Origin of the sequence: Microcoleus sp. B7-D4, from assembly GCF_036705125.1 — a bacterium.
Taxonomy (GTDB): Bacteria; Cyanobacteriota; Cyanobacteriia; order Cyanobacteriales; family Microcoleaceae; genus Microcoleus.
In genome coordinates this window covers 1-23,331 of the sequence record NZ_JAUBTT010000047.1, presented here as the reverse complement: position 1 = coordinate 23,331, position 23,331 = coordinate 1, and the positions used below count along the sequence as shown (strand labels likewise).

Genomic DNA, 23,331 nt, shown 5'->3' with positions numbered 1-23,331 from the left:
CAAGTTGACCCCCGCTTTAGTCAAAGACCCGACTAACGGTACGATCATATTTAATCCAGACGGCACATTCAATTACAATCCTAAGCCTGGCTTTGTAGGTAGTGACACTTTCACCTACAGCGTTAGCGACGGGGCTGCGACAGTCCCCGCGACGGTGACAATCAACGTTACTAACACTGCCCCAACAGCAAATCCCGACAGCTACACCGTCCCCCACGACACACCTCTCTACGGATTTCCATCAGTCTTAGACAACGACACCGACGCCAACAAAGACAAGTTGACCCCCGCTTTAGTCAAAGACCCGACTAACGGTACGATCATATTTAATCCAGACGGCACATTCAATTACACTCCTAACCCTGGCTTTGTAGGCCTTGATACCTTCACCTACAGCGTTAGCGACGGGGCCGCCACTGTCCCCGCTACGGTGAATATCAACGTTACTAACACTCCGCCAACAGCAAATCCCGACAGCTACAGCGTGGCGCACGACACAGTGCTCAGTGTCTCTAGTGTCTCTGTGCAGCCCGGAGTCTTAAGCAACGACACCGACGCAGATTCGGACACGCTGAGTGCAACTTTAGTCACAGGCCCAACCAAAGGTAAGATCGTTTTCAACGCCGACGGCACATTCAATTACACTCCTAACCCTGGCTTTGTAGGCCTTGATACCTTCACCTACAGCGTTAGCGACGGGGCCGCCACTGTCCCCGCTACGGTGAATATCAACGTTACTAACAGTCCGCCAACAGCCAATCCCGACCTCTACAAGGTCAGTGCGGGAAAAACCCTCACCGTAACAGTGCCGGGAGTTTTAGGCAACGACTCCGACGCAGATTTAGACACGCTGACTGCTGCGGTGGCCGCAAATCCGACGAAAGGGTCGATCGCCCTCAACAAAGACGGTTCTTTCACTTATACTCCTAACGCTGGCTTTTCTGGAACAGACACATTTACCTACACAGTCAGCGACGGAATAGTTAGCTCGGAACCGGCTACCGTGACTGTCAGCGTCAACAATAACCCGCCTGTGGCGAATTCTGACAGCTATACTACTGCTTTTAATACGAGTCTCAACGTGACTGGTTTGGGAGTCTTAATCAACGATACAGACCCGGAAAAGGACCCGCTGACGGCGATTCTGGTGACAAATCCGGCTACAGGGTCGATCGCCCTCAACGCTAATGGTTCTTTCACTTATACTCCGAATCCTGGTTTTGAAGGGACAGACTCTTTTACCTACAAAGCTAACGACGGGAAAGCTGATTCTGCGATCGTCACGGGAAGCATTGTTGTAAATACCCCTCCAACTCCGACTCCCACGGAAACTCCCACTCCCACGGAAACTCCCACTCCCACGGAAACTCCCACTCCCACGGAAACTCCAACTCCCACGGAAACTCCAACTCCCACGGAAACTCCAACTCCCACGGGAACTCCGACTCCCACGGAAACTCCAACCCCAACCGGAACTCCGACTCCCACGGGAACTCCGACTCCAGCCGGAACTCCGACTCCAACCGGAACTCCGACTCCAACCGGAACTCCAACTCCCACGGGAACTCCAACTCCGACTCCAACCGGAACTCCGACTCCCACGGAAACTCCGACTCCAACCGGAACTCCGACTCCAACCGGAACTCCGACTCCCACGGGAACTCCCACTCCGACTCCAACCGGAACTCCGACTCCCACGGGAACTCCCACTCCAACCGGAACTCCGACTCCAACCGGAACTCCCACTCCGACTCCAACGGGAACTCCCACTCCAACCGGAACTCCAACCCCCACGGGAACTCCGACTCCCACGGAAACTCCCACTCCAACCGGAACTCCAACCCCCACGGGAACTCCGACTCCAACCGGAACTCCAACCCCCACGGGAACTCCGACTCCAACCGGAACTCCGACTCCAACCGGAACTCCAACTCCGACTCCAACCGGAACTCCGACTCCAACCGGAACTCCGACTCCAACTCCGACTCCAACCGGAACTCCGACTCCAACCGGAACTCCGACTCCAACCCCAACTCCCACGGAAACTCCAACTCCCACGGGAACTCCGACTCCGACTCCCACGGAAACTCCAACTCCAACCGGAACTCCAACTCCAACCGGAACTCCGACTCCCACGGGAACTCCAACTCCCACGGAAACTCCAACTCCAACCGGAACTCCGACTCCAACCGGAACTCCAACTCCCACGGAAACTCCAACTCCCACGGAAACTCCGACTCCAACCGGAACTCCAACTCCCACGGAAACTCCAACTCCCACGGAAACTCCGACTCCCACGGGAACTCCAACTCCAACCGGAACTCCAACTCCCACGGGAACTCCAACTCCCACCGGAATTCCTGTTGACTCTGACAGCGTTCAAGGGGGCGATACCGATTGCATTTGCGAACAGATTACCCTACCCGCGATCGGTTCGATTCCGGGCCCGAATTCTGTCGATCGCACTTTCAATGGCACTGACGGCAACGACTTCCTCATCGGCAGCAATCTCAACGACGTTATCAGCGGTTTCAACGGCGACGACGTTCTGCTGGGCGAAAAAGGCAACGACAATATTTACGGGGCACTGCCCACCAATATCCCCCTTGGCCCGAATGCAGACAAAGACTTGCTGTTTGGCGGCAATGGCAATGATTACCTCAACGGCGCCGGCAGCGACGATGGCATTTTCGGGGGTAAGGGCGATGATGTGGCCATCGGCGGCAAAGACGATGACTTGATTGGGGGCGAGAAGGGCAATGACACTCTGGTTGGGGCTCAGGGTAACGACAGCTTGTTTGGAGGCAGTTTTGACCCGTCTAGCCTTGACTCGACTGGACGCGATTTGCTCTTTGGCGGTGCTGGCAACGACTTCTTGAACGGGGGAGATGCTGCGGATACTCTAAGCGGCGAAGAGGGCAACGATACTGTTTACGGCGGCAAGGGCAATGACGTTGTGGTGGGGGGTACTGGCAACGATCTGCTGTTGGGCGATCGCGGCAGTGATAGCATTTGTGGCGACGATGGGGACGATACTATTTTCGGAGACAGTGCGATCGACTTTAACGGCGAGCCTGATTCCCTGTGCGGTGGTGCTGGCAATGATTTGATGTTGGGCAACGGCGGTAGTGACAAGCTATGCGGCGAGGATGGTAACGATACTCTCTATGGCGGTAAAGGCGACGATTGTCTGATTGGCGGTTTGGGCAATGATATTCTCAGCGGCGGCATTGGGCGCGATCGCTTTGTTTTAACAGCAGGTGAAGGCAGCGATATAATTACTGATTTCACAAAAGGTGAAGATTTGCTCGTGTTAGCGGGTGGTCTAACTTTTGGTCAACTTAGTATTACCCAAAATGCTAATGCAGCTTTCATCAGGATTGGTCAGAATGGTCAACTGTTGGCTGCTTTAAATGGAGTGCAAGCTAGTGCGATCGGTGTGAATGATTTTACCATCTTCGGGTAAGCACTACATAATCCGCCCTGTCTGGCGTGAGTGCCGAGCCTGGTCGAGCGCAGTCCCTCAAGTGCTTGCAATCTCGTAGTTTGTAGCTGCGCGCTGCCCTCAAACACTGTATTGGTGCGATCGGCTTTACCCGATCCTACCGACGGGCGATCGGCAATCAACCTAGTTTATTGCCGATCGTCTGTTAACAGAAAAAGATTTAACGATCGCAGGTTTCGAGATTTCAAGCGTTTGAGAGCGTTCTTCACCACGAAGATTCTCTCTGGTATTGCACCAGTTTCTCGTTTCCGGGCTCGGCTTTGTATTTAAACCGGAACCAAAGTCGGTTCCAAAGTTGCCACTAATTTTAGATTGTACTCATCTTCAAAACACGGTTTTTTGTAATCCAAACTCCAGAGTTCCAGAGCGCAATTGTCTTCGGGATTGAGCGGTTGCAGCCGCAAATGAAACTCTCGAACTTCCGGGCGGTGTTCGCATTTAAAATCAGAAATTGCGCCAATCTGCCGCCTGTCCAAAGCCACAGCCAACCGCAGAAAAGGATGCAATTTACTGACGAGTTCCCGGTATTTTTTCGGAAGAATTACAAAATTATCGTGCTTTTTTTTCGGAGGATTTTTCCGGTGATAGCGAGCTAAGTTCGCAATTACTTCAATCTCTGTTTCAGTGTATCCTAATAACTCACCGTTGCGAATTAAATAGTAAGAATGCTTGTGGTGCGCTGAATGACTGACGTACAAACCGCAGTTGTGCAGAATCGCGGCAGCCCACAGCAACTCGCGTTCTTCGGTTCCCCAATAGTGTAGAATTCCTTGAGTTTGGTCGAAGAAATTGAGCGCAAATGCTGCGGTTCTTTCGCTTTGTTCTAAATTGACTTGATATTTCTCAGCCATGTGCAGAATGCTGCGCTGGCGGATTGAACCTTGATAGCGCAAGCGGTTCTCAATTAAACCGTGCGCCAGCATCCAGTCAACAATTACGCCTTCTCTCAGAGAGCGATCGCAAACAGTCAGCGATTCAATTCCTAATAGTGTCATCGCTTCCTGCAAAATCATAGATCCTGCTAGAATAATTTCCGCCCGCTTGTCTGACATTCCCGGTATTGCCAACCTTTCGGCATAAGAAAGTTTGCGAAAGCGATTGACTAAATCGCGTAAATCTTTTAAACTTAACTGATATCCGGCTAGGGGATTCGGCACTGTTCCCAACTTTTCGCGAGCGTTAATGGCAGCCAGAGTTTCGATGGTTCCAGCAGTGCCAATCAAGCGCAAAGGTTCGCCCGCATTGAAGTGAGAGCGCAATTCGTCGATCGGTCTTTCCAGCGAAATCCGAATATAAGCTTGCAAATAAGCAAACTCCTCCCTGCTAATCGGGTCAGTTTTGACAAATTGTCCTGTTAAGCGAACAGCACCAATTTTTGTACTGGTGAGACAGCGAGGCTCAGAACTGTCTCCTAAAATCAACTCCGTAGAACCCCCCCCAATATCAATAATTACCTGCGACTGATTGTTAAATTCCATACCCGAAAGAACACCGAGATAAATTCTCCGCGCTTCTTCTTGACCGGAAATTAAACTCACATCCAGGTCTAATTCTGCAGCAACTTGTTTGAGAAAATCCCGCCCGTTAGGAGCTTCCCGAACCGCACTCGTAGCAACAGCAATAATTTGTTCAGCATTGAAAGTTTTAGCAATATCTTGAAAACGGCGCAGAGTGGCGATCGCCCTTTGCATAACCTCGGACTTCAAGCACCCTGTCTTAACCTCACAATCGCCCAACCGAACCGTATCTTTTTCTCTAGCAATAATCGTAAACGCGGGCAATTTCGGATCGATGCGCGCCACCACCATGTGAAATGAGTTAGTACCCATATCAATAGCAGCAATAATGCGATTTGACTCCGCAGAAGCAAGTGAATTAACCATTGGAGTATCGGGGTTGACAGATATTTATGATTATTTCACGAATCCAGTTAGGCATTCTATTAAATTAGCAAAAATCGGGAACTGCTGACTGGGCAAGACTTTCACCTATTTTCAATTCCGATAGAAGTATGCTCGCCAGCAGAGAGAGTAAGTGATTGTGCCTAAAATTTGATAAAATTTAGAGTTAAAAATATCAAATCTAGAATTGAAATGCTTAAAGAGCCCGATCGCCAACCCGAATCCACATTGCTAACCGTCGTGAGGCTTTTGAGATGGGACAAACCAGCAGGAAGGCTCATTTTAATGATTCCAGCCCTCTGGGCCGTCTTTTTAGCAGCAGACGGGAGGCCGCCCGCAGCATTGGTGGGCGTGATTGTGTTGGGTACCTTAGCCACGAGTGCGGCTGGATGCGTCATCAACGACTTGTGGGATCGCGATATCGATCCCGAAGTAGAAAGAACTCGATCGCGCCCGCTAGCATCCCGCGCCCTCACCGTGCAAACTGGGATAGGAGTTGCATTAATTTCCTTTGCTTGCGCGGCGATTCTCGCTTTTTATCTCAATCCTTTAAGCTTCTGGCTGTGTGTGGCCGCCGTACCAGTAATTATCTGCTATCCGCTGGCAAAACGATTCTTTCCAGTCCCGCAATTAGTGTTATCAATCGCCTGGGGTTTTGCAGTTTTAATTAGTTGGAGCGCCGCCGTGGGAGAACTAGAATTAGCGACTTGGTTGCTGTGGGGTGCAGTCGTGCTGTGGACGTTAGGATTTGATACAGTTTATGCGATGAGCGATCGCGAAGACGATTTGCGTTTGGGGGTGAATTCCAGCGCGATATTTTTCGGGGATTATGCTGCTAATGCTGTGGGGTTTTTCTTTGTTGGTACTGTCGGTTTGTTAGCAGCAATGGGAGTTAATCTGCACTTGCACATTGGTTTTTGGATGGCAATTATTGCGGCAGCGATTTTGTGGTTTTTGCAGTACAGTCAACTGCGGAATGCGGAGATTCCTAAGCCAATTTACGGTCAGATTTTTCGCCAAAATGTTTGGGTGGGGTTTGTCATATTGGCGGGGATGATTGTTGGGGAAATTTTTTAGCTGACTTGGGGTTGGAAACCGCGCCTGGGGCCCCAGAAACCGGGTTTTTTTACGAAAAGACGCGTTGTAACCGAGAGATTAGGTAAAAAACCCGGTTTCTTTGTCGGAGTGGGTAAGTCCTGACTTAAACAGGAACTCGCCAAATTTTGACAGTAGTATCCGCACTCGCGCTGACCAAAGTTTTGCCATCATAACTGAAAACAAGAGACTTGACTGGGCCGAGATGTTCCAGAGTTTCCAACAACTCTCCTGTGTGAAAATTCCAAATCCGAATCGTGTTGTCAGCACCGCCGCTGGCGAGAGTTTCACCATCGGGGCTAAAGGCAAGAGCATAAATGCTATCTGAGTGTTCTGTAAAGGTACGCAGCAGCCTGCCATTTTCAGTATTCCACAGTTGAATTGGCTGTTGGGAACCGCTAGCGGCGACTGTTTTACCGTCCGGGCTAATCGCAACACACCAAATTATCCCAATAGAAGAATCGAACCAAGAGGCTACGGCACCGAAAAAATCTACTGGTCGATTGAGAGTGTGCAGCAACTCTTCTTTACGCCAATTCCAGATTTTAACTGCACCATCTAAACTGCCGCTAACTAAAATGCGTCCGTCTTTGCTAAAAGCAAGGGAACTAACTTCCCAAACGTGTCCCCAGAGAGTTTTTTCTATTCTACTTTTTTGAAGATTCCAGATATCAATTGTACCACCAATCAGTGTAGTACCAATGTGACCGTTAGCTAGGGTTTGTTCGTCGGGACTGAAAGCTAAACAGCTTGTCCGCAGCGCTACCAAGGTATTTCCCAGACTTTGTTTAAATTTCTTATTTGCTACATCCCACAACTTGATGCTGCCGTCAAAAAACTCGTGGTTGCTGGCACTGGCAAGAGTTTTTCCGTCGGGGCTGAAAGCAACAGCAATTACGGCGCTGCTATGTCCGGTGAAGGTGTGGAGTAATTCTCCTGTAGAAAGGTTCCAAAGTTTGATGGTTTTGTCCAAACTGCTGCTAGCAATGATGTTTTCCTTTGAACTAATGGCGACGGAATTAACAGCATCTGAATGATCTTTGAGAGTGTGCAGGCATTTCCAATTGAGAAGTTGTTTCCAGATTAGCGGTTCAACAGCGGGGTTTTGACAAATTACTGGCAGCCAGCTAATACCAGGCAATAGTTTATTTTTAGCATCTTCCAACTTTCGCCGCGCTTCCCCAACTGCTGTGTACAAAGATTGGTTATTGGCAAATGCCGTGAGGAAATCCTGCAAAAATTTTTGTGCGGCTTCGTCTGGTACGACTTCCCGCATGACAATACTTTGGGGCAAGTACAATTTGGCTAGCTGGTTGGCTATCCCCAAGCCGTCGCAGGAGTTGAAAATTGCTAACTGCAACCCTTGGGCGATCGCAATTTTCATGGCATTTTTCAAGTCATCAATACTGATACTTTCAGAATCGCTGATATCAAACTCACCAATTTGACCGTCTGGTAGGGTTGAACTATGACCTGCAAAAAAGAAAATGTGCCACCCTTGTTCGTCTCGCAAATACTCCAGCAAGTCGGCTTTTTTGGGCTTGGTTAAAGGTGTAATTTCGGCACCGCGTTCAGCTAAATTATTTAATACTTGACGGTCAAAGCCAATATTAATCCCGTCAGTATTGCCAAATACTGCTAAAATTCTCACCGCTGATTTCCGACAGTCAGATTTTTTAAAGCTTGGCGGTTTAACAGTTAAGGTACTCAGAGAAATTTCTGAATAATGATAAGTTTCAGAAAAGAAATTCCATGCCGGCCAAGGTAGTCTCCGCAAGTTAGCATCGTCTGTTTGCAAAATAACTCTAATCTCATCGTTGGGCTGCAAGTGCTGCTGCAACCCATCGAGTATTTTTCTCCAGGATTTTTCACTGGAATTGAGCCATTGATTGATGTTGGATGCCAGGTTTTGTGCCGCGAGATTGTTAAAGACTTTCGCTCCTTCCCCTTGAACTTTGATGCGTGGTATGCAGCCATCATTATTCCTTGCAAAATTTGACTGCCAATCCTTCAAGGAATCAAGAATCTCAATATCGCCTAGGGCTGGCAGTCTGCCAACATCTCCCCAGATTAAGCTAAATGGCGTTACATCTTCTCGAATTTCCAGGTTAACCGGGAATCCTTGCTCAAAACTTCCTTCCATGATGGTGAGGATGACTTGTTTTTTCATAGGTGGCTCGGGGATTTTCAATTATTAAAAAGTTTCTGTGATGCTGGCATCTCCCAGAAGGAGTTTAACACTAAATCTTTCTCCAGGCTCAACGCTAAAGGTGAGTAAAACAGCGTTATCTGTACTGCCAGTTTGTTTATGCAATTGAGGAATCGGATTTCCGAATTCATCTAACACGGTTATTTGTAAACCAACTGGCAGGTAAACTGCATCCCCTGATGGATCGATCCATATTTTAGTGTCAATTTCTTCGTCTTTTGGTGTCAGTTCAACCGTCAAATTAACGGATTGATTTGCACCCAAATGAATCTGTTTTGCTCTTTCTACAGATTCTAGTTTTTCTTGGTTCGACCCTCGCGATCGGTTGCGTTGACTGCGAGTTAATACCAAGCCTACGGGCTGATAGCCTTCACCAAAAATACTTCCTCTAAAGGTTTGTCTCAGATAAATTAGATCCGAATCCTGGGTAACTTGCGCTAAATCGCTAACGTTTAGTTCCAATAATTTGACTAGGCTACCCGATCTGTAAAGTCTTTCTATGAAATCGTATTCTGAGCGATTACTTTCAAAAACAAGCAAGGTACTGCCTTCCTTTATGTTCTGTACTATCAAAGTTTTTTCTAGAACAGATCCGAGCCGGTTGACAATTGTTTGTAATTGCAAATTATCGGGATTTTCAAGCTCGATCACTATACGCCACCAAACTCGATCGGTTTCTCTTGGTTGCTCAAATGGGTTTATTCTGAAATTTTTCTTGGCTAGTTCATCAGGAATATTGATAGATCGAATGTCTTCTCCTTCACTATAGTTGAGCAGTTTCTTGATATAACGATATAAACGAGTTAGTTGATTTCTGACGTTGTTAGGATTTTTGTCGTATATTTGCGCTATCTCTGCTGAACTTTTACGATCTAGAATCCCATATAAATACTTGACTTCTTCCCTCGTTAAAGTTCGGTAGCAGGTAATTACATACTCTGCCATCAAAACAGCCATCTTCGCTTGATTTAAAGCTGACAATAGTTTGTCTAAATCCCAATTTTTTTCGGCTTTTTCTTTCAGTTCTTCAGGAGTCATATTTTTGTCATAAATTAAGTCACATTGATTGTCATATGGCTGTCTCTATAAGCTAGCGATCGTAAATCTAGTTAGCTTGGAGACACAAAAATGAATTGCAAAGTCTTGATTTCACCTCTCCTGATTGGCTCGATCGCGATCGGCGTATTAACTTTGATACCAGCCGCAGTTTCAGGTGCTTCAATCGCTCGCCTCGCCCTTCAATCAGCCACGAATAACATGATACCCCGAATTTGTATCGATCGACATGGCAATGAGTACCCCTGTCCTTGATTGCTAGCTAAAATCAGGGGAAAGCGCGATCGCACTTTCCCCTAAATCCCACTTACTTGAGACGCTGACGTGCTTTACCAATATAACAATCTTCATCTCGCTCAGCGGAGTTAGCATATTTCAGGCAATTTTGCCACGCTTCCAAAGCTTCTGCATCATTCCCCAGATGTTCTTGCACCTCTGCCATGATGCCATAGGTTAAACCGCGATCGCTATCTAGTTTAACAGCCTGTTGCAGCCTTTCCAAAGCTTCTTCAAAGCGTCCTTGTTGCTTCCAAGCCAAAGCCAGGTAAATGAACAAGGCTGCTTTGACTATTTTGTCATCCTCAACTTTCTCCTTTTCAACCAGCTTTAGACCATAACCTATAGTTTGAACAGCTTTCGGCAAATCTTTATATTCAATGATGAACAAACGGGCCAAATTGCAATAAGCAGCAGCCAACCCGCAGAATGCCGCTTGCTGATACAGTTCTATCGCGCGCTCGACCTTCCCGACTTCTTCGTGCATCAATGCGATATTGTAGTAACTTGCTGCATTATCTGGGTTGATTTTAATAGCAATATCAAATTGTTTTCTCGCTGCAACTAATTCCCCCGCTTCTTTGAATCTCGACCCCCGATTGTTAGCTACTATCTCCAAATTGATAGGGGTTTCTGCATCTTGAATTTCGCTACATTCTGGAACCTCTGGCTGTCTGAGTTTGCGCCGTTCCCATTCTCCCTGTTTGTCTCCTTTACCAAATAGCCAATCCACATTTTCTTCCTTGATTGGAGTGGGAAAATGCAATAAAAAACACCACTTGTCCGAGCCAGTCTTTGTTTTGCCGTTCGTTACCTCCCGCTTGTCTTCCATGATGTTCAATTTTTCTAGGCAATGAAGGGCATTGCGGATTTGCTCTTTATCTAAAGCTTTACCGCATTTCTGTGTCAGATAAACCAGATCCCGCAGCCTTGTCTGTTTCACCAACAGGTTAGTTCCTTGCCAATGACTATCAATATATTTTTTGAGGCTGTCATAAAGATTAATTGTTTCCAAATCCGCGTCAGTGAAAGAGTACAAAGCCTCAACTAATATCTTTGCATTCTCTTTACTGTTTTTCCAGCTAAGATGCCGACCACGATTATTCCCCATGAGAAATCCAGAAAATTGTTTGAAAAACCTTGGGAATCCCAAGGTTTATGTTTTCCCAAGCTGCTAAACGCGATTATAGCAAGTTTTCAGCTACCTTGTGCAAATTTGCTTGGGCAAATTTAATCCTTTATGGTAATTGGGTAAGTCATAAAGCCCGGTCAAGACGAGCTTTTTACTAGATTTTGTATTCAGTTAGATTTGCATACACTTCTTTGAGGAGGGTGATGATGAAGAACATAGATAAATTGAGGTTGACACTGGAACAATATTCCGATCGCACTCCTCAAGATGAGCGGTTATGTAAGCTAATTCTAGCAATTTGCTCGGAATCACCGGATAGTTCGCAGCGTCGAGAATTGATGGATCGATTGTTGCGGCAACTGCAACGTATTCCAAAATTGTCAAAAAGTTCTCATCCCTATTATTATGAAGCCGTTAATAAAACTTGGGAATGGTTAGACAAAAACCTTCACAAGTTTCATCCCCGACGTTCTCCGATTGAAGCCAGTCTGACGACTTGGGTTAACGCTCATCTCAGGTATCGAATTCACGATTTACATATTACCAAAAATCAAAAAGAGCTGTCCTTAGATTTAGATGCTTTAGAACGCAGCGGATTTTACAATGACTATTTAGATGGTTTGGAGGTGGAAATCGAACGGATTGAAAGACAAGAAAAACAAGCTTTAGCATGGAAGATAGTACAATACATCAGGCGAGATCCCGAACAAAAACTTCGGAATTGTTATCCTCGAAACCGTCCCGACTGCAACTGTCAAATTCTTGTTCAAAGATTGTTTTTGCAGCAGTCGCCCGAAAAAATAGCAGTCATCGCCCGACAGTTAAATATCAAGACACAGACTATTTACTCTTTTTGGAAAAGGACGGGATTGTCCAAAATCCAAGGAATTGGCCGACACATTGCTCAAAAAAATTCTGATTTTATGTCGGGCTGATTCCTGATTGTCTGAATCTGGCGCCATTTATACGCCAGATTTAGAAAGGATCACGCCCTTCATTGAATTTTGTTTTTTCATAATCTACCAACACAAGGATAACCACAATGTCAGGAGAACAAACTAATCCAATGCGATTTAAGGGTGTTGCCAGCGATGGACTTTTCAAAGGCAAAGTCATTGAGGGCAAACTCGACATCAAAGTCAACGTCGAGTCTGTTACAGATCAACCCAAAGAAGAACCGAAGCCGGCACCTTTTGGTTGGGAGACAATTTTATTCGCGGTGTTTTTTTTGTTAGTTCTTAATCAAGCAGCAGGCGACCCCGGAGGCATGAGAAAATACCAAATTCCGCAAAGGTCTTCTCACCATCAGATTTTACCACAATAGGGAGAACAGGCATCAGCCAATCGCAATTATATCCATCTCCCTGAGTGTGAGGTGGATGTAAAACCTTGATTCCCGGTAGTTTGTGTAAAGTTATGTTACAAAGACTGAAACTTTGCATAAAAACTAAAACTTACTCCAGATAAATAAGTAGCGATGGAAGTTCAGCGAGTTAACCCCACACTCTTTGTGAAGTTATATTACAAAACGCATAAAAACTCCGACGCACTTCAGATAGATAAATATCAGCCCAAAGTTATCGAATTAATCGAGGTGCATCATGTCTAATATATCGATCGGCAATCTGAACGACAACTATTTCTCCATCGACTTCGCAGGTAAAACTGACCCCACAGACACCTATCGTTTTAATCGGCTGAATACAGGCAGCTTTCGAGTTACGGCTGAAGGATTTAGTTCCATTGTCGGGATGCAACTCCTCGACAGCCAGGGAAAAGTCGTCAAAGACATCGAAACCAACGGCACAAATTCGGGGACTTTTAGCATCGATAATTTGGGTGCAACCAATTATGCACTCAAAATTTCTGCACCCTCCCGCGATACCAATTATCAAGTTAGTTTAACTCCAGACGGCAAAGTTGACCCGCTGACAGGTTTAGGGGTTGACTCCGGCTTTTTCGCTACAGATTCAACGGGACAAGTTGGCTTTGACTGGCTGCACGACGGCGGCAATTATAAAGGTGAAGTTGCCATTTTCAGCGTGGTGGGAATGGAGAAATTTACCCCTGGTTCTCAGGAATTTATCAAAGAAGCAGCAAGACGATCCCTGACCAATTCTACCTTTGGTCACGTAGTAATTTCTGACCCCACAGAAGGTGCAAATCCACTATTTAATGGCAGTTTAGGAGAGGGAAATTATAACGAAGGGCAGTACAGCGGCGCGAAAACATTTCCGATGAAACCGGGAGAGGCTTTTGCGGTGATGCTGGTGCCAAATGGTACGGTGCAAGATGTGTTTAAGAATCCCGGTGCCGGCGGTGACAAACGCCCGCTGCTATCATTATCTAGCACTAATCCAGATGATGCTTGGTTGTACGGTCAAGTAGCAGATGTCACTGGCAATGGCAAGGCATTTGCGATGGAAGATCAGCGGGTTGATACTGGTTCAGATAAAGATTATAACGATTTGGTTTTCAATTTAACAGGTGCGACGGGCAAAGCAGTGTCGATCGACAAAGTTATCGATCCAAGTAAGGATTGGACTAAACTTGATGGCGGCAAGAAATTGATCGATTATGTCAAATCAAAGCAGCCGGTAGCTGTCGCGCCTCCTGTGGAAACGCCACCTGTGGAGACAAAACCCCCGGTAGCTGTCACGCCTCCTGTGGAAACGCCACCGATTGATCCAAAACCGCCGGTTGCTGTCGCGCCTCCTGTGGAAACGCCACCGATTGATCCAAAACCGCCGGTTGCTGTCACGCCTCCTGTGGAAACGCCGCCTGTGGAGACAAAACCGCCTGTGGCTGTCGCGCCTCCTGTGGAAACGCCACCTGTGGAGACAAAACCGCCGGTTGCTGTCGCGCCTCCTGTGGAAACACCGCCTGTGGAGACAAAACCGCCTGTGGCTGTCGCGCCTCCTGTGGAAACGCCACCTGTGGAGACAAAACCACCTGTGGCTGTAGCGCCTCCTGTGGAAACGCCGCCTGTGGAAACAAAACCGCCGATTGCTGTCGCGCCTCCTGTGGAAACGCCACCTGTGGAGACAAAACCGCCGGTTGCTGTCGCGCCTCCTGTGGAAACGCCACCTGTGGAGACAACGCCACCTGTGGAGACAAAACCACCTGTGGCTGTAGCGCCACCGATTGAGACAACGCCGCCTGTAGCAACGGTGCCTGTGGCAACGCCGCCTGTTGCGACAACGCCACCTGTAGCAACGGTGCCGACCCCTCCAACACCACCGGTGCAACCGCCTACGATCGCCCCGGAACCGCCTCTAGTTGGACTTGAGCCGATCGACGATATGTCGCAGCCGATCGACCCGGAACCGCCTATTGAAACCGTATTACCGATTAGTTCGCCGCCAGAAAATCGCGCCTTTATCGGTATCATCGATACTGGGTTTGCGACGAACAATCCCGATTTGGATTACTCTAAAGTGACTATGGGGCGCGATCGCATTGACAAAGATAGCAATCCTTTGTTTACTGCTGGCACTGGTAACGAACACGGCACATTTAGCTGGGGTTTAGTGAGTGCGATTCAAGGCAACGATAAAGGCATTGATGGCTACAACGATAAAGCCAATGTGTACCTAAGTCGGGCAATTGGTTCTGGGGAATGGGATTTAGCTTTAACTGATTTTGTGGGTGAGGCGAAAGCACAAAAGAAGAAGAATGCGATCGCACTTCTTCCCCTCGATTTAACTCAAAAGAATGCTGATGGAAGCATTACCACTCGTTACGAATTTACGAACCGAGAACGTGCGGCATTAGAAAATGCGCGTCAGAATGGAGTGCTGTTAGTTGTAGCGGCTGGTAATGACGGCGGTGTGATGTCTGTTTTGGGTCAATCTTCCCAGGAGTTTGAGAATATTATCACGGTTGGTTCATCTGATGGATTTGGGCGATCGGATTATTCCAGCTATGGCTATGGTTTGGATATTTTAGTGCCCGGAGGTGCGATCGACAATCCGACTTTATCGACAGTTGGCGATGATTTAGGCACGATGGCGGGAACTTCTGTTGCCGCGGCCAAAGCGGCGGGGATGGCGTCTAAGGTTTGGGAGAGTAATCCCGATTTGAATCCTACCCAAGTGATTGACGTTTTGACCGGAAGTGCGATCGATTTGAAGGAGCCCGGATGGGATGAAGAAACGGGTTTTGGGGTGGTGAATTTGAATAAAGCTGTGCAAGTGGCGAAGGAGACAACGCCGCAAGTTTATATTCCGACACCTTTCTCGAACCCGACAACTTGGGGTTTAGATGGACAAGTTACGCCTTGGGAACGGGCGGTTAATTTGAGTGGTGTAACGGATGGGGGTAAAATTGCTGTCCAGATTAACGGTGGTGTTAATATTCGTCCCACTGCTGATACTTCCAGTGCTTCTGTCGGTAAAGTCAGTCCTGGGACACAACTGGAATTTGACTACCAGACTCAAGGTGAATTAATCAACGATCCTAATGGTGAAGGTAGCAGTGATGTCTGGTATCACCTGGCAGATGGTAGCGGTTTTGTATCTGGTTTGTACGTCACCAATGTCCAAGATATCCCATCTACACCGCCGATTGACAATCCCGTGCAGCCGCCGATTGACAATTCCGTACAACCGCCAATTGACAATCCCGTACAGCCACCAATTGACAATCCCGTACAGCCACCAATTGACAATCCCGTGCAGCCACCAATTGACAATCCCGTGCAGCCGGCGCCTAATTCAATTTCTCTCAACGGGTACACAATAGGTGGCAATTTCTATCCTGTTTTCCAGAATTATCAAGGGACATTGGGCAATCCCATTTCAGATGTCACCAACTCTAATGGTGCGAGCTATCAGCTATTTGAGAATGGGTCGATCGTCAGCAGTGCAAATGGAACATTCCCGCTTTACGGAGGCATCCGTCAAACATACAGGAATACAGGTGGATTGGAAGGCTGGTTAGGTGCTCCAACGAGTGAGGAAAAGGGCTTGGGGAATGGGAATATCATTCAATACTTTGAGCACGGTAACGTTTACTGGAATGGCAGTAAGGCGGTGGCTTACAAAGAAGGGACACCAGTACCGAAGACACCCCTTAATATTGGCAGTCAGCTAGGCGTAACAAGGCCTAATTTTACAGATGTCAATAAAAACATATTGAACTTCTCAAAATCAGGGAATTCATCCATTAATCTTGAACCTCTTAAATCCTTCATTGTGCTTCCAGGTTTAGAAAACAATGTTCCCCAGTTGAAACTTGAAACTGAGAGTAGTAAAGCCTTACAGGATGCTAAAAATTTAGCGAATAATCCTTTGAGTAAGTTGATTTCTGGGAGTGTATTTAGTAGTTCTACAGCTATTGAATTTATCCACAAGTTTATACGAAATGAAGGCGGAGCTTTTAATAATCCACCAGGGGTCATAGAACAAGTCAAGCAAACTAATCAATTCAAAGAATTTCAAAGTCAGGCTATTAATCACTTGGAAGAGTATTTGAAAATCAATTCTCAAGGTACACCGTCTGACTTGGTTCGCCGCAACAGTTTTAGCTTCAACCCCTTAGATGGATATCCTCTATTTTGGGCGTATGGAGGAACACGAGGTACCAGTGCTAGTTTTTCAGACAGCATTAGTCAGAAAGTAGATGTAGATGGAGATGGGGACACTGATATTCGCTATTCTGCTAATATAACCTACCTGATCAAGGATCGATTTGAAATTGATCCAGGCGACCTATTTGGAGATATAGCTTTTAACTATATGATGACTCTTCAAAATCAGGGGCTAGCCAAGCCGTTTGACACAAACATATCTTTTACTGTTCCTATTTCTGGGACAATTACTAATACTCCAAGTAGTAATTATTCGTCTTCATCCAGTTCAGGTTACAACACTTAGGGCGATTGAGAATGAAAATTTGCAGTTAAGTGTTATCAGAGCGATCACCCTTTCCCCAAACAAGAGCGATCGCCCTTTCTGCACCAAATTCACAAAGGTGATCGCCCATAATTCATCCAACGAGCGATCGCCCTTCCTGCATCCGCGTTAATCAGCGTCCATCTGCGGTTAAAAAAGATCGATCGTCCTTTCTAATAATTCAGAAGGGCGATCGTTCTCTCTTAAATTTACTCTTTTTGAGTCTCCAACAAAGCTCATTCATCCACTAAATTCCAGAAATCCTCCGACTTCACTCCTCCCTCTTCTTTCAAACTTTGCCGAGATTTGTCCAAAATTTGATTGAATTTTGGATTGTTAGCCAACAAGAAACGCTCCAGAGCTTCAGGATCTTTAATTAAAGTCATTGCCGCTACTGGTTGACCATTTTCAGTAATTAAAATTGGCTCTCCGCGATCGGCATTCAAGTAATCAGCAAATTTTGCTATAATTTCAGCTAAAGAAACTATTTTCATGATTCAGTCTGCTCTGTTCCTATAAATAACTGATTGCCAACTTTTACCCCAATTCCCAAGATATAAACCTCATAGGTATCAAGGTTAGTCTCGTAAAACACCCGGAACCGATTACTCGGCCCAAATCGCAACTCCCAAGTAGCACCTAATTCGGAAGGTTCCACTAGCGGTTTGCGGTTGCGCGTTTCTACCTCTGGTTCATAGCTTAACTGCTCCTCTATTGTAGTGCGGATTAATGAATAATACTTCCGGTCGATCGCTGCAAGATGCTGGAATACTGGCCGTGTAAAGATAATTTCAAACTTCTGTTGAGGTGTCATGCTTAGTTAAGGTCATTATCATTCATATTAGACCAAAAGGGAGCTCGCTCTTAATTCATCAATCATGGCGAGATCCCTTTCTAATAATTCAGAAGGGATCTCGCCCGTTTTATAATCAATCATGGCGATCGCCCGTTTTATAATCAAAATGGCGATCGCTCAAAATCTTTCCCATTCACAACCAATGAATCCCGCCGCACAACAACTTCCCGATTTGACAGGACAAACCTTATCAGAAGCGATCGCCATACTGGAGAGTTACGGCTTCCAATTTCAAACCAGCACAAAAGGTGGCTATCAAAGCTTTGAACACCCAGATGGTAGTATAATTAATATTAGACCAAATGGTGAAATAGTCCGTACAGGGCCTCATATACGCGGGACGGAGGGCAAAACTTACCGTCGTAGATACAATAGAGATGGAAATCAAATAAAATTTGAACCAGGGGCTAAGACACATAATACCGGAGAAAAAGTGATTCTATGACAACCGCGATCGCACTCAACCTCAAAACCTTTTTAGAAGACTTAAAAAGTGCCGATTTAGTAGGAGTTTCACTCCGCCCTCAAAATCTTGGCTTGCGTTTAGACTTCACCTTTGGGCCCGAAGTGGGAGATGTAGCGATCGAGTTCGATCGCATTCTTCACCTAGTGATTTCTCGCCCCATCAATTCCGATGATGAAAATTACTGTTTTTGGGTAGGAGAAGTCGAACTCAGAAAGCTTGAAGAAAATGCTGAAACTTTCTTATCTTCCCTGTCCTATCCTTTCAATTTTCCTCCTAATCTAGATTTATCTGCTTTGAGTCATTTTCGGTTGGAAGGGGATATTTTTATTGAAATAATTTGCGAATATTATAAAATTTTTCAGGAAGTTAAAAATTAATGTCGATTTTTTTAAGCTTTATGAATCAAAAGAGCGAGATCCCTTCCTGCATCCGCGTTAATCTGCGTCCATCTGCGGTCAAAAAAGAACGATCGCCCTTTCTAATAATTCAGAAGGGCGATCGCCCGTTTTATAATCAAAATGGCGATCGCTCCTACCAGTGCTGATGCACCCCATCCAAAACCCAACTTCCCTGAACTATGTCATCAGGTAACATCCTAACAGTCACAGATGTTCTCAATTTCCTTGTCAGTGGAATCGATAAAACTACCCTCGAAACAGAACTTACTGCTTCGAGTTGGATATTCACTCCAGCTAGAGGAGGTTCAAAAAGCGGTGCGGGTACAATTTGGACAAGCCCAGACACTCAATACAGTGTCAGAATTATGACTCAACCTGATGGTTCATCCTATGCTCGTGTTTACAATGGCCCAGGAGGAGGTGCACCCGCAGAACAACCCCTAAACGCATCAGGAAAACCTGGAAGTCGTGGAGACACCCACTTTATTCTGCTCCCTTAATCCCATTTATTCGTCAGATTATGAACTTTCAACAAATTTGGCAACAATACGATTTTACCGAATCAGAATTGCTATCGATGGGGTGGCAATTTCCCTATGATTATGTCCTCAATCTCAACTACTATTGGCAGATCAATTCAACTAATTCTACTTCTGAAGTTGCTACAAATGACCAATTTTTAAACATTATCCTCAAAACCTGCATTCGACTTGATGTACAACTCAACCCAAATCCCGATCAGTTAAATCAAAAGCCTGCGAACCTCGGCACAATCGTCGGCTGGGGACAAGTTACTCCTTCTCCTTGGTTAGAAAATCTATCCCTTTCTCCTAATGAGTGGCTGCATCTGTTATTTGAAATTGGTGGAAATAACAAAATTGAAGCTGTTTGTCGATCGCTAGTTGTCGAACAATTGGTCAAACAACCTTTAGCACTCAGTTCATAAAAGGAGATAAATACAGTGTTTTCCAATTTTTGGCGTTTGGGCTAATTGTTTAAACGTTTCTTCCGTCCCGACAAGAAAGCGATCGGAAGCATCCATATTATCTTCCGCCATGTAAGTGGCTAATTCAATCAAATCGCCGATAATTTGCGGACGTTTTTGGATCGAGGTCTTTTTTATTCCTGCAACCCCTGATTCTGGGAAATACGCGATCGCACAGCTTGACGAATCTCCATCCAATCTTCCTCCGTCATCCCGGTAGGATTTCCCGATTCCAAACCCTCTAATAACATCGCTTCCAAACGTTCTGAAGCTTTGCGTTTTTGGTCTTGGCGAATTAACTCACGAAAATACTCGCTAGCTGTACTATAACACCCTTGGGCTACCTGTTCTTCTATATAAGTTCGCATTGAGTCAGGTAGAGAAATATTCATGCTTGTCACTGGTATTACTTACCTCATTTAACTCGTTATCTATTATGGCAGATTTTGCCATTTTTTGTTAAGCCTCACACAACCTGTAATTTTGTAATAAAAAATTGGGAAGATAGATCGCCCTCGATCGACCAGACTCAAAAAGGATCTCGCTCATCATTCATCAATCATGGCGATCGCTCTTATTTTGCATTCAAATAACAAAAGATTGTCATTTCAGCCAATAATTGCTAAAATGAGCGCAAAATACTATTCTGATTAGCCAATGAGCGACATCTCTATCAGCTTGCCAGATGAATTACTCACATACGTCAATCAAAAAGCGCCCAACCAAGCGTGCTTTGATAGAAGCTCTCTTAAAACAATGGCGAAAACAACAAGAAAACCAAGCTTTAGCAGAAGCTTGCAAGCTAATTGACGAATTAGATTTAGGATGGGATGAGGAATGGCAAGCTCAAGCGATTACCGACTGGGAAGCATCCCGATAGCTAGATTCGATCCGTCAGTAGGAACAGAAATACGCAAAACGCGGCCTGCCTTAGTCATTTCTGGTACGCTGTTAGCCTAAAATCTATACGGTACATCTCACACAAGTAAACATGGCAAAACTGCCCATAGAAATTGCCGAAACCATCTGGAGCCTAAAACGGCAATTATTGGATATTATCGACGATGCTACAGAAGCTGAATACACTCTATTTGAGCAATTTGGAGAAACAGACAGAACAATTGACTATTTAGATCAGCTAAAAAGTGTCGCACAGCAAGCCGATGAGCGGTTTTCCCAGTTTTCCCTATTGCAACGACGCTTGGCTAATGCACAACCAACAGCAACTTCTGATATGCTAAGATTAATGACAGAAGTAATTGCTTATACCCAAGCCAGACTTCCCGCCTGGGAACGCAGCATTCAAGAAATTAAGATTGAGTGGAGATTATGATGAACGAACCAGGATATATGCCACATCCAGATGTCGATCGACGACTCCTCGCTAACTTACGTCGCAGTCGCTTGGAAATGGAAGAATTAGGTTGCAAATTAGAAGAAGTTATTGCAAAATTAGACGAAGATCATCGACAAATTCAACAAAAACGGTTACAAATACTTCTCAACAGTCAGTAGTTATATAGATGTTGAGAAATAAATGTTGAGAACATTAATACAGGCGATAGTTCTTTCTAAGCATTATTCAGAAAGGCTCTCGCTCAATTATCACCTATAATTCCGATAGCTCCCTCTTTCAGAGATTGGAGATATACATCTTGAAGCCTTCCCAATTTTTTGGGGATCGGTTGCTTCTCAATTGTCGTAATAATAACTGGCTTAATCATAGAAGCTTTTAAAAGACCAGCCGATCGCCAATCTGTTATGACAATATCACCGACTTTCGGACTACTGCTAACTTGACTCGTGATACCCATCAGAATGCGATCGGGATATTCTGCATTATAAACGTCAGAACTAATAACAACTGCGAGACGTTTTTTATTGGTAGTTTGATCTGTAAAAGGAAACGGAACTAAAACCACCTCACCAAAATTATAACTCATCATACTCCGCGTCCTCTGGGTTATCCCAAATTTTAGCAAAAACTGCTTCTGAGAGTTGAGTTGCAGTATAAACGAGAAGACGATCTTCACTTCGCGTTAAAAGGAAATCCATAAAATCTTCTAATACCGTAATTTTATCCGGCGGTAAACTACGGATTTTTTCCATCAGCTTTGTTTCCGGGTTGGGGGCGACACTCATGTTATCTCTCACTTGTTAATGTTAAATCAGCATACATTGTAAAAATACTAGGAAACTTCAGGAAGTTATTTTGCTCACCAACTGTTTTGAGGAAACCACTATTTATCTGATAACATACATTTGTATATAGTGCTCAAAAACTATCAAGTATTAATAACACCATATTCACTCCAAAACTATGAAAAAAATCATCATTGGCATCATGGGCCCTGGCGATAGTGCCACATCAACCGACTTAGAAAACGCCTATCAACTCGGACAACTCATCGCCGAAGCAGGATGGATATTGCTAACTGGCGGTAGAAATGTTGGCGTCATGGATGCCGCCAACAAAGGAGCAAAATCAGCTAACGGTTTAACAGTGGGCATCCTTCCAGGAAATGACACTCGCGGCATTTCTGAAGCTGTAGATATTGCCATTGTCACCGATATGGGAAACGCCAGAAATAACATTAACGTTCTTTCTTCAGATGTAATAATTGCCTGCGGTATGGGCACGGGCACTGCTTCGGAAATTACCCTCGCCCTCAAAGCTAACAAACAAGTTATTTTGTTAAATCACAGCGCCGAAAGTAAACTTTTTTTTAAAGGTTTAGCACAATTTAACATCTTTGTGGTAAACAATGCTGTAGAGGCTATGAATCAAGCTCGCGAAATCCTAGTAAATTCAAGATGAAATCCAAGATGAGAGTAAGCAAATTCAACTTTTGTGCGATCGGCATTTTTCTGACTTTGGGGATTTTCGTCACTACCAAAGCAGACGGAAGAATTGCACAGTTCAGTTTCAGCAACAAACCCACTCAAAAATTAGCACAAACCCTCCCTCCTCCTCCCCCTTTCGCACAGCCTGTTACCGAACAAGAAGCGCCACCTATTCGCAGCGAATCTGTGCCGGATCAAATAGCTTTAGCAACCCATTTGCAGACCATCAAAGCTAGAATGTACGGTGCTTACTGGTGTCCTCACTGTCACACGCAACAAGAACTTTTCGGCAAAGAAGCATTTACCGCCATTACTTACATTGAGTGCGATCCCAGAGGCAAAGATGCTCAACCCGATTTGTGCAAAGCTGCCAATATTAAAGCTTATCCCACTTGGGAAATTCGTGGAAAATATTACACGGGCAGGCAATCTTTGGAAAAACTGGCTATTTTATCCGGTTATAAAGGTAGCAGCAATTTTCAGCCACAACTTCCCTCTCCTTAAAAATATCTAAATTAGTTAGCACTCGCCAACTAAGAAACCGGGTTTTTGAACCGGAATTGAGGGGTTTCAGCAATTATTTTGGTTAAAAACCCGGTTTCTCGCCACCCGTGCGTCCATGACTATAAATGTAAGGTGCTTAGGATCGCGAATTAAATAACTTACAATTTTAATTGTTATTGTGGGATGGGCGTCCCGCCCGTCCTTTTTGGA

General features: G+C 45.4%; 27 protein-coding genes. 18 read left to right on the top strand and 9 right to left on the bottom strand.

Features of this window, described 5'->3' with window-relative positions; genetic code table 11:
- Both QUB12_RS19340 and QUB12_RS19335 read left to right on the top strand, forming a co-directional pair.
- The coding region (locus QUB12_RS19340; protein ID WP_333308021.1) for an Ig-like domain-containing protein at window positions 1-3,466 on the top strand (3,466 nt) is incomplete at its 5' end.
- Between the two features lie 30 nt (window positions 3,467-3,496).
- Window positions 3,497-3,775 carry a hypothetical protein gene (locus QUB12_RS19335; protein WP_333308020.1) on the top strand — a complete coding sequence of 93 codons (279 nt, stop codon included), beginning with the start codon at window positions 3,497-3,499 and terminating at the stop codon, window positions 3,773-3,775.
- Here QUB12_RS19335 and QUB12_RS19330 read toward each other — a convergent pair.
- Window positions 3,772-5,388: a Ppx/GppA phosphatase family protein gene (locus tag QUB12_RS19330; RefSeq protein ID WP_333308017.1), complete on the bottom strand. Its 1,617-nt coding sequence runs from the start codon at window positions 5,386-5,388 to the stop codon at window positions 3,772-3,774. The two genes, QUB12_RS19335 and QUB12_RS19330, sit on opposite strands and share 4 nt — an antisense overlap.
- A gap of 210 nt (window positions 5,389-5,598) precedes the next feature.
- On the opposite strand from QUB12_RS19330, the gene QUB12_RS19325 reads away from it, so the two are divergent.
- Complete coding sequence (locus QUB12_RS19325) at window positions 5,599-6,483, top strand: 4-hydroxybenzoate solanesyltransferase (protein ID WP_333308016.1); 885 nt, start codon at window positions 5,599-5,601, stop codon at window positions 6,481-6,483.
- 124 nt (window positions 6,484-6,607) lie between these two features.
- Here the strand turns inward: QUB12_RS19325 and QUB12_RS19320 are convergent, their stop codons facing one another.
- Window positions 6,608-8,671, bottom strand: a complete 2,064-nt coding sequence (locus tag QUB12_RS19320) for a WD40 domain-containing protein (protein ID WP_333308014.1) — start codon at window positions 8,669-8,671, stop codon at window positions 6,608-6,610.
- Between the two features lie 24 nt (window positions 8,672-8,695).
- Window positions 8,696-9,748 (bottom strand): DUF1822 family protein, encoded by a 1,053-nt coding sequence (locus QUB12_RS19315; protein ID WP_333308012.1) that lies wholly within the window; start codon window positions 9,746-9,748, stop codon window positions 8,696-8,698.
- A 90-nt stretch (window positions 9,749-9,838) separates the two neighbouring features.
- On the opposite strand from QUB12_RS19315, the gene QUB12_RS19310 reads away from it, so the two are divergent.
- The gene (locus tag QUB12_RS19310; RefSeq protein ID WP_333308010.1) at window positions 9,839-10,021 is read left to right on the top strand and encodes a hypothetical protein; all 183 of its coding nucleotides are present in this window, start codon (window positions 9,839-9,841) and stop codon (window positions 10,019-10,021) included.
- A 52-nt stretch (window positions 10,022-10,073) separates the two neighbouring features.
- On the opposite strand, the gene QUB12_RS19305 is transcribed toward QUB12_RS19310, so the two are convergent.
- Window positions 10,074-11,153, bottom strand: a complete 1,080-nt coding sequence (locus tag QUB12_RS19305; RefSeq protein WP_333308008.1) for a tetratricopeptide repeat protein — start codon at window positions 11,151-11,153, stop codon at window positions 10,074-10,076.
- 224 nt (window positions 11,154-11,377) lie between these two features.
- Here QUB12_RS19305 and QUB12_RS19300 point away from each other — a divergent pair, with 224 nt between their 5' ends.
- The 3 genes from QUB12_RS19300 to QUB12_RS19290 all read left to right on the top strand — a co-directional run bounded on the left by QUB12_RS19300 (window position 11,378) and on the right by QUB12_RS19290 (window position 17,050).
- The gene (locus QUB12_RS19300; protein ID WP_333308007.1) at window positions 11,378-12,109 is read left to right on the top strand and encodes a hypothetical protein; all 732 of its coding nucleotides are present in this window, start codon (window positions 11,378-11,380) and stop codon (window positions 12,107-12,109) included.
- Window positions 12,110-12,216: 107 nt separating this feature from the next.
- Window positions 12,217-12,498: a hypothetical protein gene (locus QUB12_RS19295; RefSeq protein ID WP_333146709.1), complete on the top strand. Its 282-nt coding sequence runs from the start codon at window positions 12,217-12,219 to the stop codon at window positions 12,496-12,498.
- A gap of 277 nt (window positions 12,499-12,775) precedes the next feature.
- Window positions 12,776-17,050, top strand: coding sequence for a S8 family serine peptidase (locus QUB12_RS19290; RefSeq protein ID WP_333146711.1), 4,275 nt, complete (start codon window positions 12,776-12,778; stop codon window positions 17,048-17,050).
- A 254-nt stretch (window positions 17,051-17,304) separates the two neighbouring features.
- On the opposite strand, the gene QUB12_RS19285 is transcribed toward QUB12_RS19290, so the two are convergent.
- Both QUB12_RS19285 and QUB12_RS19280 read right to left on the bottom strand, forming a co-directional pair.
- Entirely contained in the window at window positions 17,305-17,562 is a 258-nt protein-coding gene (locus QUB12_RS19285; protein WP_333146713.1) for a type II toxin-antitoxin system Phd/YefM family antitoxin, read from the bottom strand.
- Window positions 17,559-17,882, bottom strand: a complete 324-nt coding sequence (locus QUB12_RS19280) for an addiction module toxin RelE (RefSeq protein WP_333146715.1) — start codon at window positions 17,880-17,882, stop codon at window positions 17,559-17,561. The genes QUB12_RS19285 and QUB12_RS19280 overlap by 4 nt, the downstream gene beginning before the upstream one ends.
- 121 nt (window positions 17,883-18,003) lie before the next feature.
- On the opposite strand from QUB12_RS19280, the gene QUB12_RS19275 reads away from it, so the two are divergent.
- Genes QUB12_RS19275 through QUB12_RS19255 form a run of 5 tightly spaced genes read left to right on the top strand, consistent with a single transcriptional unit; the run spans window position 18,004 to window position 19,734 of the window.
- Window positions 18,004-18,369: a PASTA domain-containing protein gene (locus QUB12_RS19275; protein ID WP_333146717.1), complete on the top strand. Its 366-nt coding sequence runs from the start codon at window positions 18,004-18,006 to the stop codon at window positions 18,367-18,369.
- Window positions 18,366-18,767 carry a hypothetical protein gene (locus QUB12_RS19270; RefSeq protein ID WP_333146720.1) on the top strand — a complete coding sequence of 134 codons (402 nt, stop codon included), beginning with the start codon at window positions 18,366-18,368 and terminating at the stop codon, window positions 18,765-18,767. The genes QUB12_RS19275 and QUB12_RS19270 overlap by 4 nt, the downstream gene beginning before the upstream one ends.
- The gene (locus QUB12_RS19265) at window positions 18,767-18,934 is read left to right on the top strand and encodes a hypothetical protein (protein WP_333146722.1); all 168 of its coding nucleotides are present in this window, start codon (window positions 18,767-18,769) and stop codon (window positions 18,932-18,934) included. The genes QUB12_RS19270 and QUB12_RS19265 overlap by 1 nt, the downstream gene beginning before the upstream one ends.
- Before the next feature lie 33 nt (window positions 18,935-18,967).
- Window positions 18,968-19,288: a hypothetical protein gene (locus tag QUB12_RS19260; protein WP_333146724.1), complete on the top strand. Its 321-nt coding sequence runs from the start codon at window positions 18,968-18,970 to the stop codon at window positions 19,286-19,288.
- A 20-nt stretch (window positions 19,289-19,308) separates the two neighbouring features.
- Window positions 19,309-19,734 carry a hypothetical protein gene (locus QUB12_RS19255; protein ID WP_333146726.1) on the top strand — a complete coding sequence of 142 codons (426 nt, stop codon included), beginning with the start codon at window positions 19,309-19,311 and terminating at the stop codon, window positions 19,732-19,734.
- A 173-nt stretch (window positions 19,735-19,907) separates the two neighbouring features.
- Here QUB12_RS19255 and QUB12_RS19250 read toward each other — a convergent pair whose 3' ends face one another.
- Complete coding sequence (locus tag QUB12_RS19250) at window positions 19,908-20,165, bottom strand: type II toxin-antitoxin system ParD family antitoxin (RefSeq protein WP_333308005.1); 258 nt, start codon at window positions 20,163-20,165, stop codon at window positions 19,908-19,910.
- Between the two features lie 293 nt (window positions 20,166-20,458).
- Between QUB12_RS19250 and QUB12_RS19245 the strand changes: the two genes are divergently transcribed.
- Genes QUB12_RS19245 through QUB12_RS19230 form a run of 4 tightly spaced genes read left to right on the top strand, consistent with a single transcriptional unit; the run spans window position 20,459 to window position 21,288 of the window.
- Window positions 20,459-20,653 carry a hypothetical protein gene (locus tag QUB12_RS19245; protein ID WP_333146730.1) on the top strand — a complete coding sequence of 65 codons (195 nt, stop codon included), beginning with the start codon at window positions 20,459-20,461 and terminating at the stop codon, window positions 20,651-20,653.
- Entirely contained in the window at window positions 20,611-20,733 is a 123-nt protein-coding gene (locus QUB12_RS19240; RefSeq protein ID WP_333146733.1) for a type II toxin-antitoxin system PemK/MazF family toxin, read from the top strand. The genes QUB12_RS19245 and QUB12_RS19240 overlap by 43 nt, the downstream gene beginning before the upstream one ends.
- A 31-nt stretch (window positions 20,734-20,764) precedes the next feature.
- On the top strand, window positions 20,765-21,106 hold the full coding sequence (locus QUB12_RS19235) for a hypothetical protein (RefSeq protein ID WP_333146735.1): 342 nt from the start codon (window positions 20,765-20,767) through the stop codon (window positions 21,104-21,106).
- Window positions 21,103-21,288, top strand: a complete 186-nt coding sequence (locus QUB12_RS19230) for a hypothetical protein (protein ID WP_333106308.1) — start codon at window positions 21,103-21,105, stop codon at window positions 21,286-21,288. The genes QUB12_RS19235 and QUB12_RS19230 overlap by 4 nt, the downstream gene beginning before the upstream one ends.
- Before the next feature lie 83 nt (window positions 21,289-21,371).
- Here the strand turns inward: QUB12_RS19230 and QUB12_RS19225 are convergent, their stop codons facing one another.
- Together QUB12_RS19225 and QUB12_RS19220 are read right to left on the bottom strand one after the other, a co-directional pair.
- Window positions 21,372-21,719, bottom strand: a complete 348-nt coding sequence (locus QUB12_RS19225) for a type II toxin-antitoxin system PemK/MazF family toxin (RefSeq protein ID WP_333146737.1) — start codon at window positions 21,717-21,719, stop codon at window positions 21,372-21,374.
- Window positions 21,706-21,915, bottom strand: coding sequence for a toxin-antitoxin system, antitoxin component, Xre family protein (locus tag QUB12_RS19220; protein WP_333106305.1), 210 nt, complete (start codon window positions 21,913-21,915; stop codon window positions 21,706-21,708). The genes QUB12_RS19225 and QUB12_RS19220 overlap by 14 nt, the downstream gene beginning before the upstream one ends.
- Before the next feature lie 178 nt (window positions 21,916-22,093).
- Here QUB12_RS19220 and QUB12_RS19215 point away from each other — a divergent pair, with 178 nt between their 5' ends.
- Both QUB12_RS19215 and QUB12_RS19210 read left to right on the top strand, forming a co-directional pair.
- Window positions 22,094-22,591 (top strand): TIGR00725 family protein, encoded by a 498-nt coding sequence (locus tag QUB12_RS19215; RefSeq protein WP_333146739.1) that lies wholly within the window; start codon window positions 22,094-22,096, stop codon window positions 22,589-22,591.
- Between the two features lie 8 nt (window positions 22,592-22,599).
- The gene (locus QUB12_RS19210) at window positions 22,600-23,121 is read left to right on the top strand and encodes a hypothetical protein (RefSeq protein WP_333146741.1); all 522 of its coding nucleotides are present in this window, start codon (window positions 22,600-22,602) and stop codon (window positions 23,119-23,121) included.
- Window positions 23,122-23,331: the final 210 nt, after the last annotated feature.

Excerpts from the sequence above, each read along its gene's own strand:
- QUB12_RS19330 (WP_333308017.1), bottom strand. The coding sequence starts at position 5,388 with ATGGTTAATTCACTTGCTTCTGCGGAGTCAAATCGCATTATTGCTGCT.
- QUB12_RS19325 (WP_333308016.1), top strand. The coding sequence starts at position 5,599 with ATGCTTAAAGAGCCCGATCGCCAACCCGAATCCACATTGCTAACCGTC.
- QUB12_RS19320 (WP_333308014.1), bottom strand. The coding sequence starts at position 8,671 with ATGAAAAAACAAGTCATCCTCACCATCATGGAAGGAAGTTTTGAGCAA.
- QUB12_RS19315 (WP_333308012.1), bottom strand. The coding sequence starts at position 9,748 with ATGACTCCTGAAGAACTGAAAGAAAAAGCCGAAAAAAATTGGGATTTA.
- QUB12_RS19310 (WP_333308010.1), top strand. The coding sequence starts at position 9,839 with ATGAATTGCAAAGTCTTGATTTCACCTCTCCTGATTGGCTCGATCGCG.
- QUB12_RS19305 (WP_333308008.1), bottom strand. The coding sequence starts at position 11,153 with ATGGGGAATAATCGTGGTCGGCATCTTAGCTGGAAAAACAGTAAAGAG.
- QUB12_RS19300 (WP_333308007.1), top strand. The coding sequence starts at position 11,378 with ATGATGAAGAACATAGATAAATTGAGGTTGACACTGGAACAATATTCC.
- QUB12_RS19295 (WP_333146709.1), top strand. The coding sequence starts at position 12,217 with ATGTCAGGAGAACAAACTAATCCAATGCGATTTAAGGGTGTTGCCAGC.
- QUB12_RS19290 (WP_333146711.1), top strand. The coding sequence starts at position 12,776 with ATGTCTAATATATCGATCGGCAATCTGAACGACAACTATTTCTCCATC.
- QUB12_RS19285 (WP_333146713.1), bottom strand. The coding sequence starts at position 17,562 with ATGAAAATAGTTTCTTTAGCTGAAATTATAGCAAAATTTGCTGATTAC.
- QUB12_RS19280 (WP_333146715.1), bottom strand. The coding sequence starts at position 17,882 with ATGACACCTCAACAGAAGTTTGAAATTATCTTTACACGGCCAGTATTC.
- QUB12_RS19275 (WP_333146717.1), top strand. The coding sequence starts at position 18,004 with ATGGCGATCGCCCGTTTTATAATCAAAATGGCGATCGCTCAAAATCTT.
- QUB12_RS19270 (WP_333146720.1), top strand. The coding sequence starts at position 18,366 with ATGACAACCGCGATCGCACTCAACCTCAAAACCTTTTTAGAAGACTTA.
- QUB12_RS19265 (WP_333146722.1), top strand. The coding sequence starts at position 18,767 with ATGTCGATTTTTTTAAGCTTTATGAATCAAAAGAGCGAGATCCCTTCC.
- QUB12_RS19260 (WP_333146724.1), top strand. The coding sequence starts at position 18,968 with ATGTCATCAGGTAACATCCTAACAGTCACAGATGTTCTCAATTTCCTT.
- QUB12_RS19255 (WP_333146726.1), top strand. The coding sequence starts at position 19,309 with ATGAACTTTCAACAAATTTGGCAACAATACGATTTTACCGAATCAGAA.
- QUB12_RS19250 (WP_333308005.1), bottom strand. The coding sequence starts at position 20,165 with ATGAATATTTCTCTACCTGACTCAATGCGAACTTATATAGAAGAACAG.
- QUB12_RS19245 (WP_333146730.1), top strand. The coding sequence starts at position 20,459 with ATGAATTACTCACATACGTCAATCAAAAAGCGCCCAACCAAGCGTGCT.
- QUB12_RS19240 (WP_333146733.1), top strand. The coding sequence starts at position 20,611 with ATGGCAAGCTCAAGCGATTACCGACTGGGAAGCATCCCGATAGCTAGA.
- QUB12_RS19235 (WP_333146735.1), top strand. The coding sequence starts at position 20,765 with ATGGCAAAACTGCCCATAGAAATTGCCGAAACCATCTGGAGCCTAAAA.
- QUB12_RS19230 (WP_333106308.1), top strand. The coding sequence starts at position 21,103 with ATGATGAACGAACCAGGATATATGCCACATCCAGATGTCGATCGACGA.
- QUB12_RS19225 (WP_333146737.1), bottom strand. The coding sequence starts at position 21,719 with ATGATGAGTTATAATTTTGGTGAGGTGGTTTTAGTTCCGTTTCCTTTT.
- QUB12_RS19220 (WP_333106305.1), bottom strand. The coding sequence starts at position 21,915 with ATGAGTGTCGCCCCCAACCCGGAAACAAAGCTGATGGAAAAAATCCGT.
- QUB12_RS19215 (WP_333146739.1), top strand. The coding sequence starts at position 22,094 with ATGAAAAAAATCATCATTGGCATCATGGGCCCTGGCGATAGTGCCACA.
- QUB12_RS19210 (WP_333146741.1), top strand. The coding sequence starts at position 22,600 with ATGAGAGTAAGCAAATTCAACTTTTGTGCGATCGGCATTTTTCTGACT.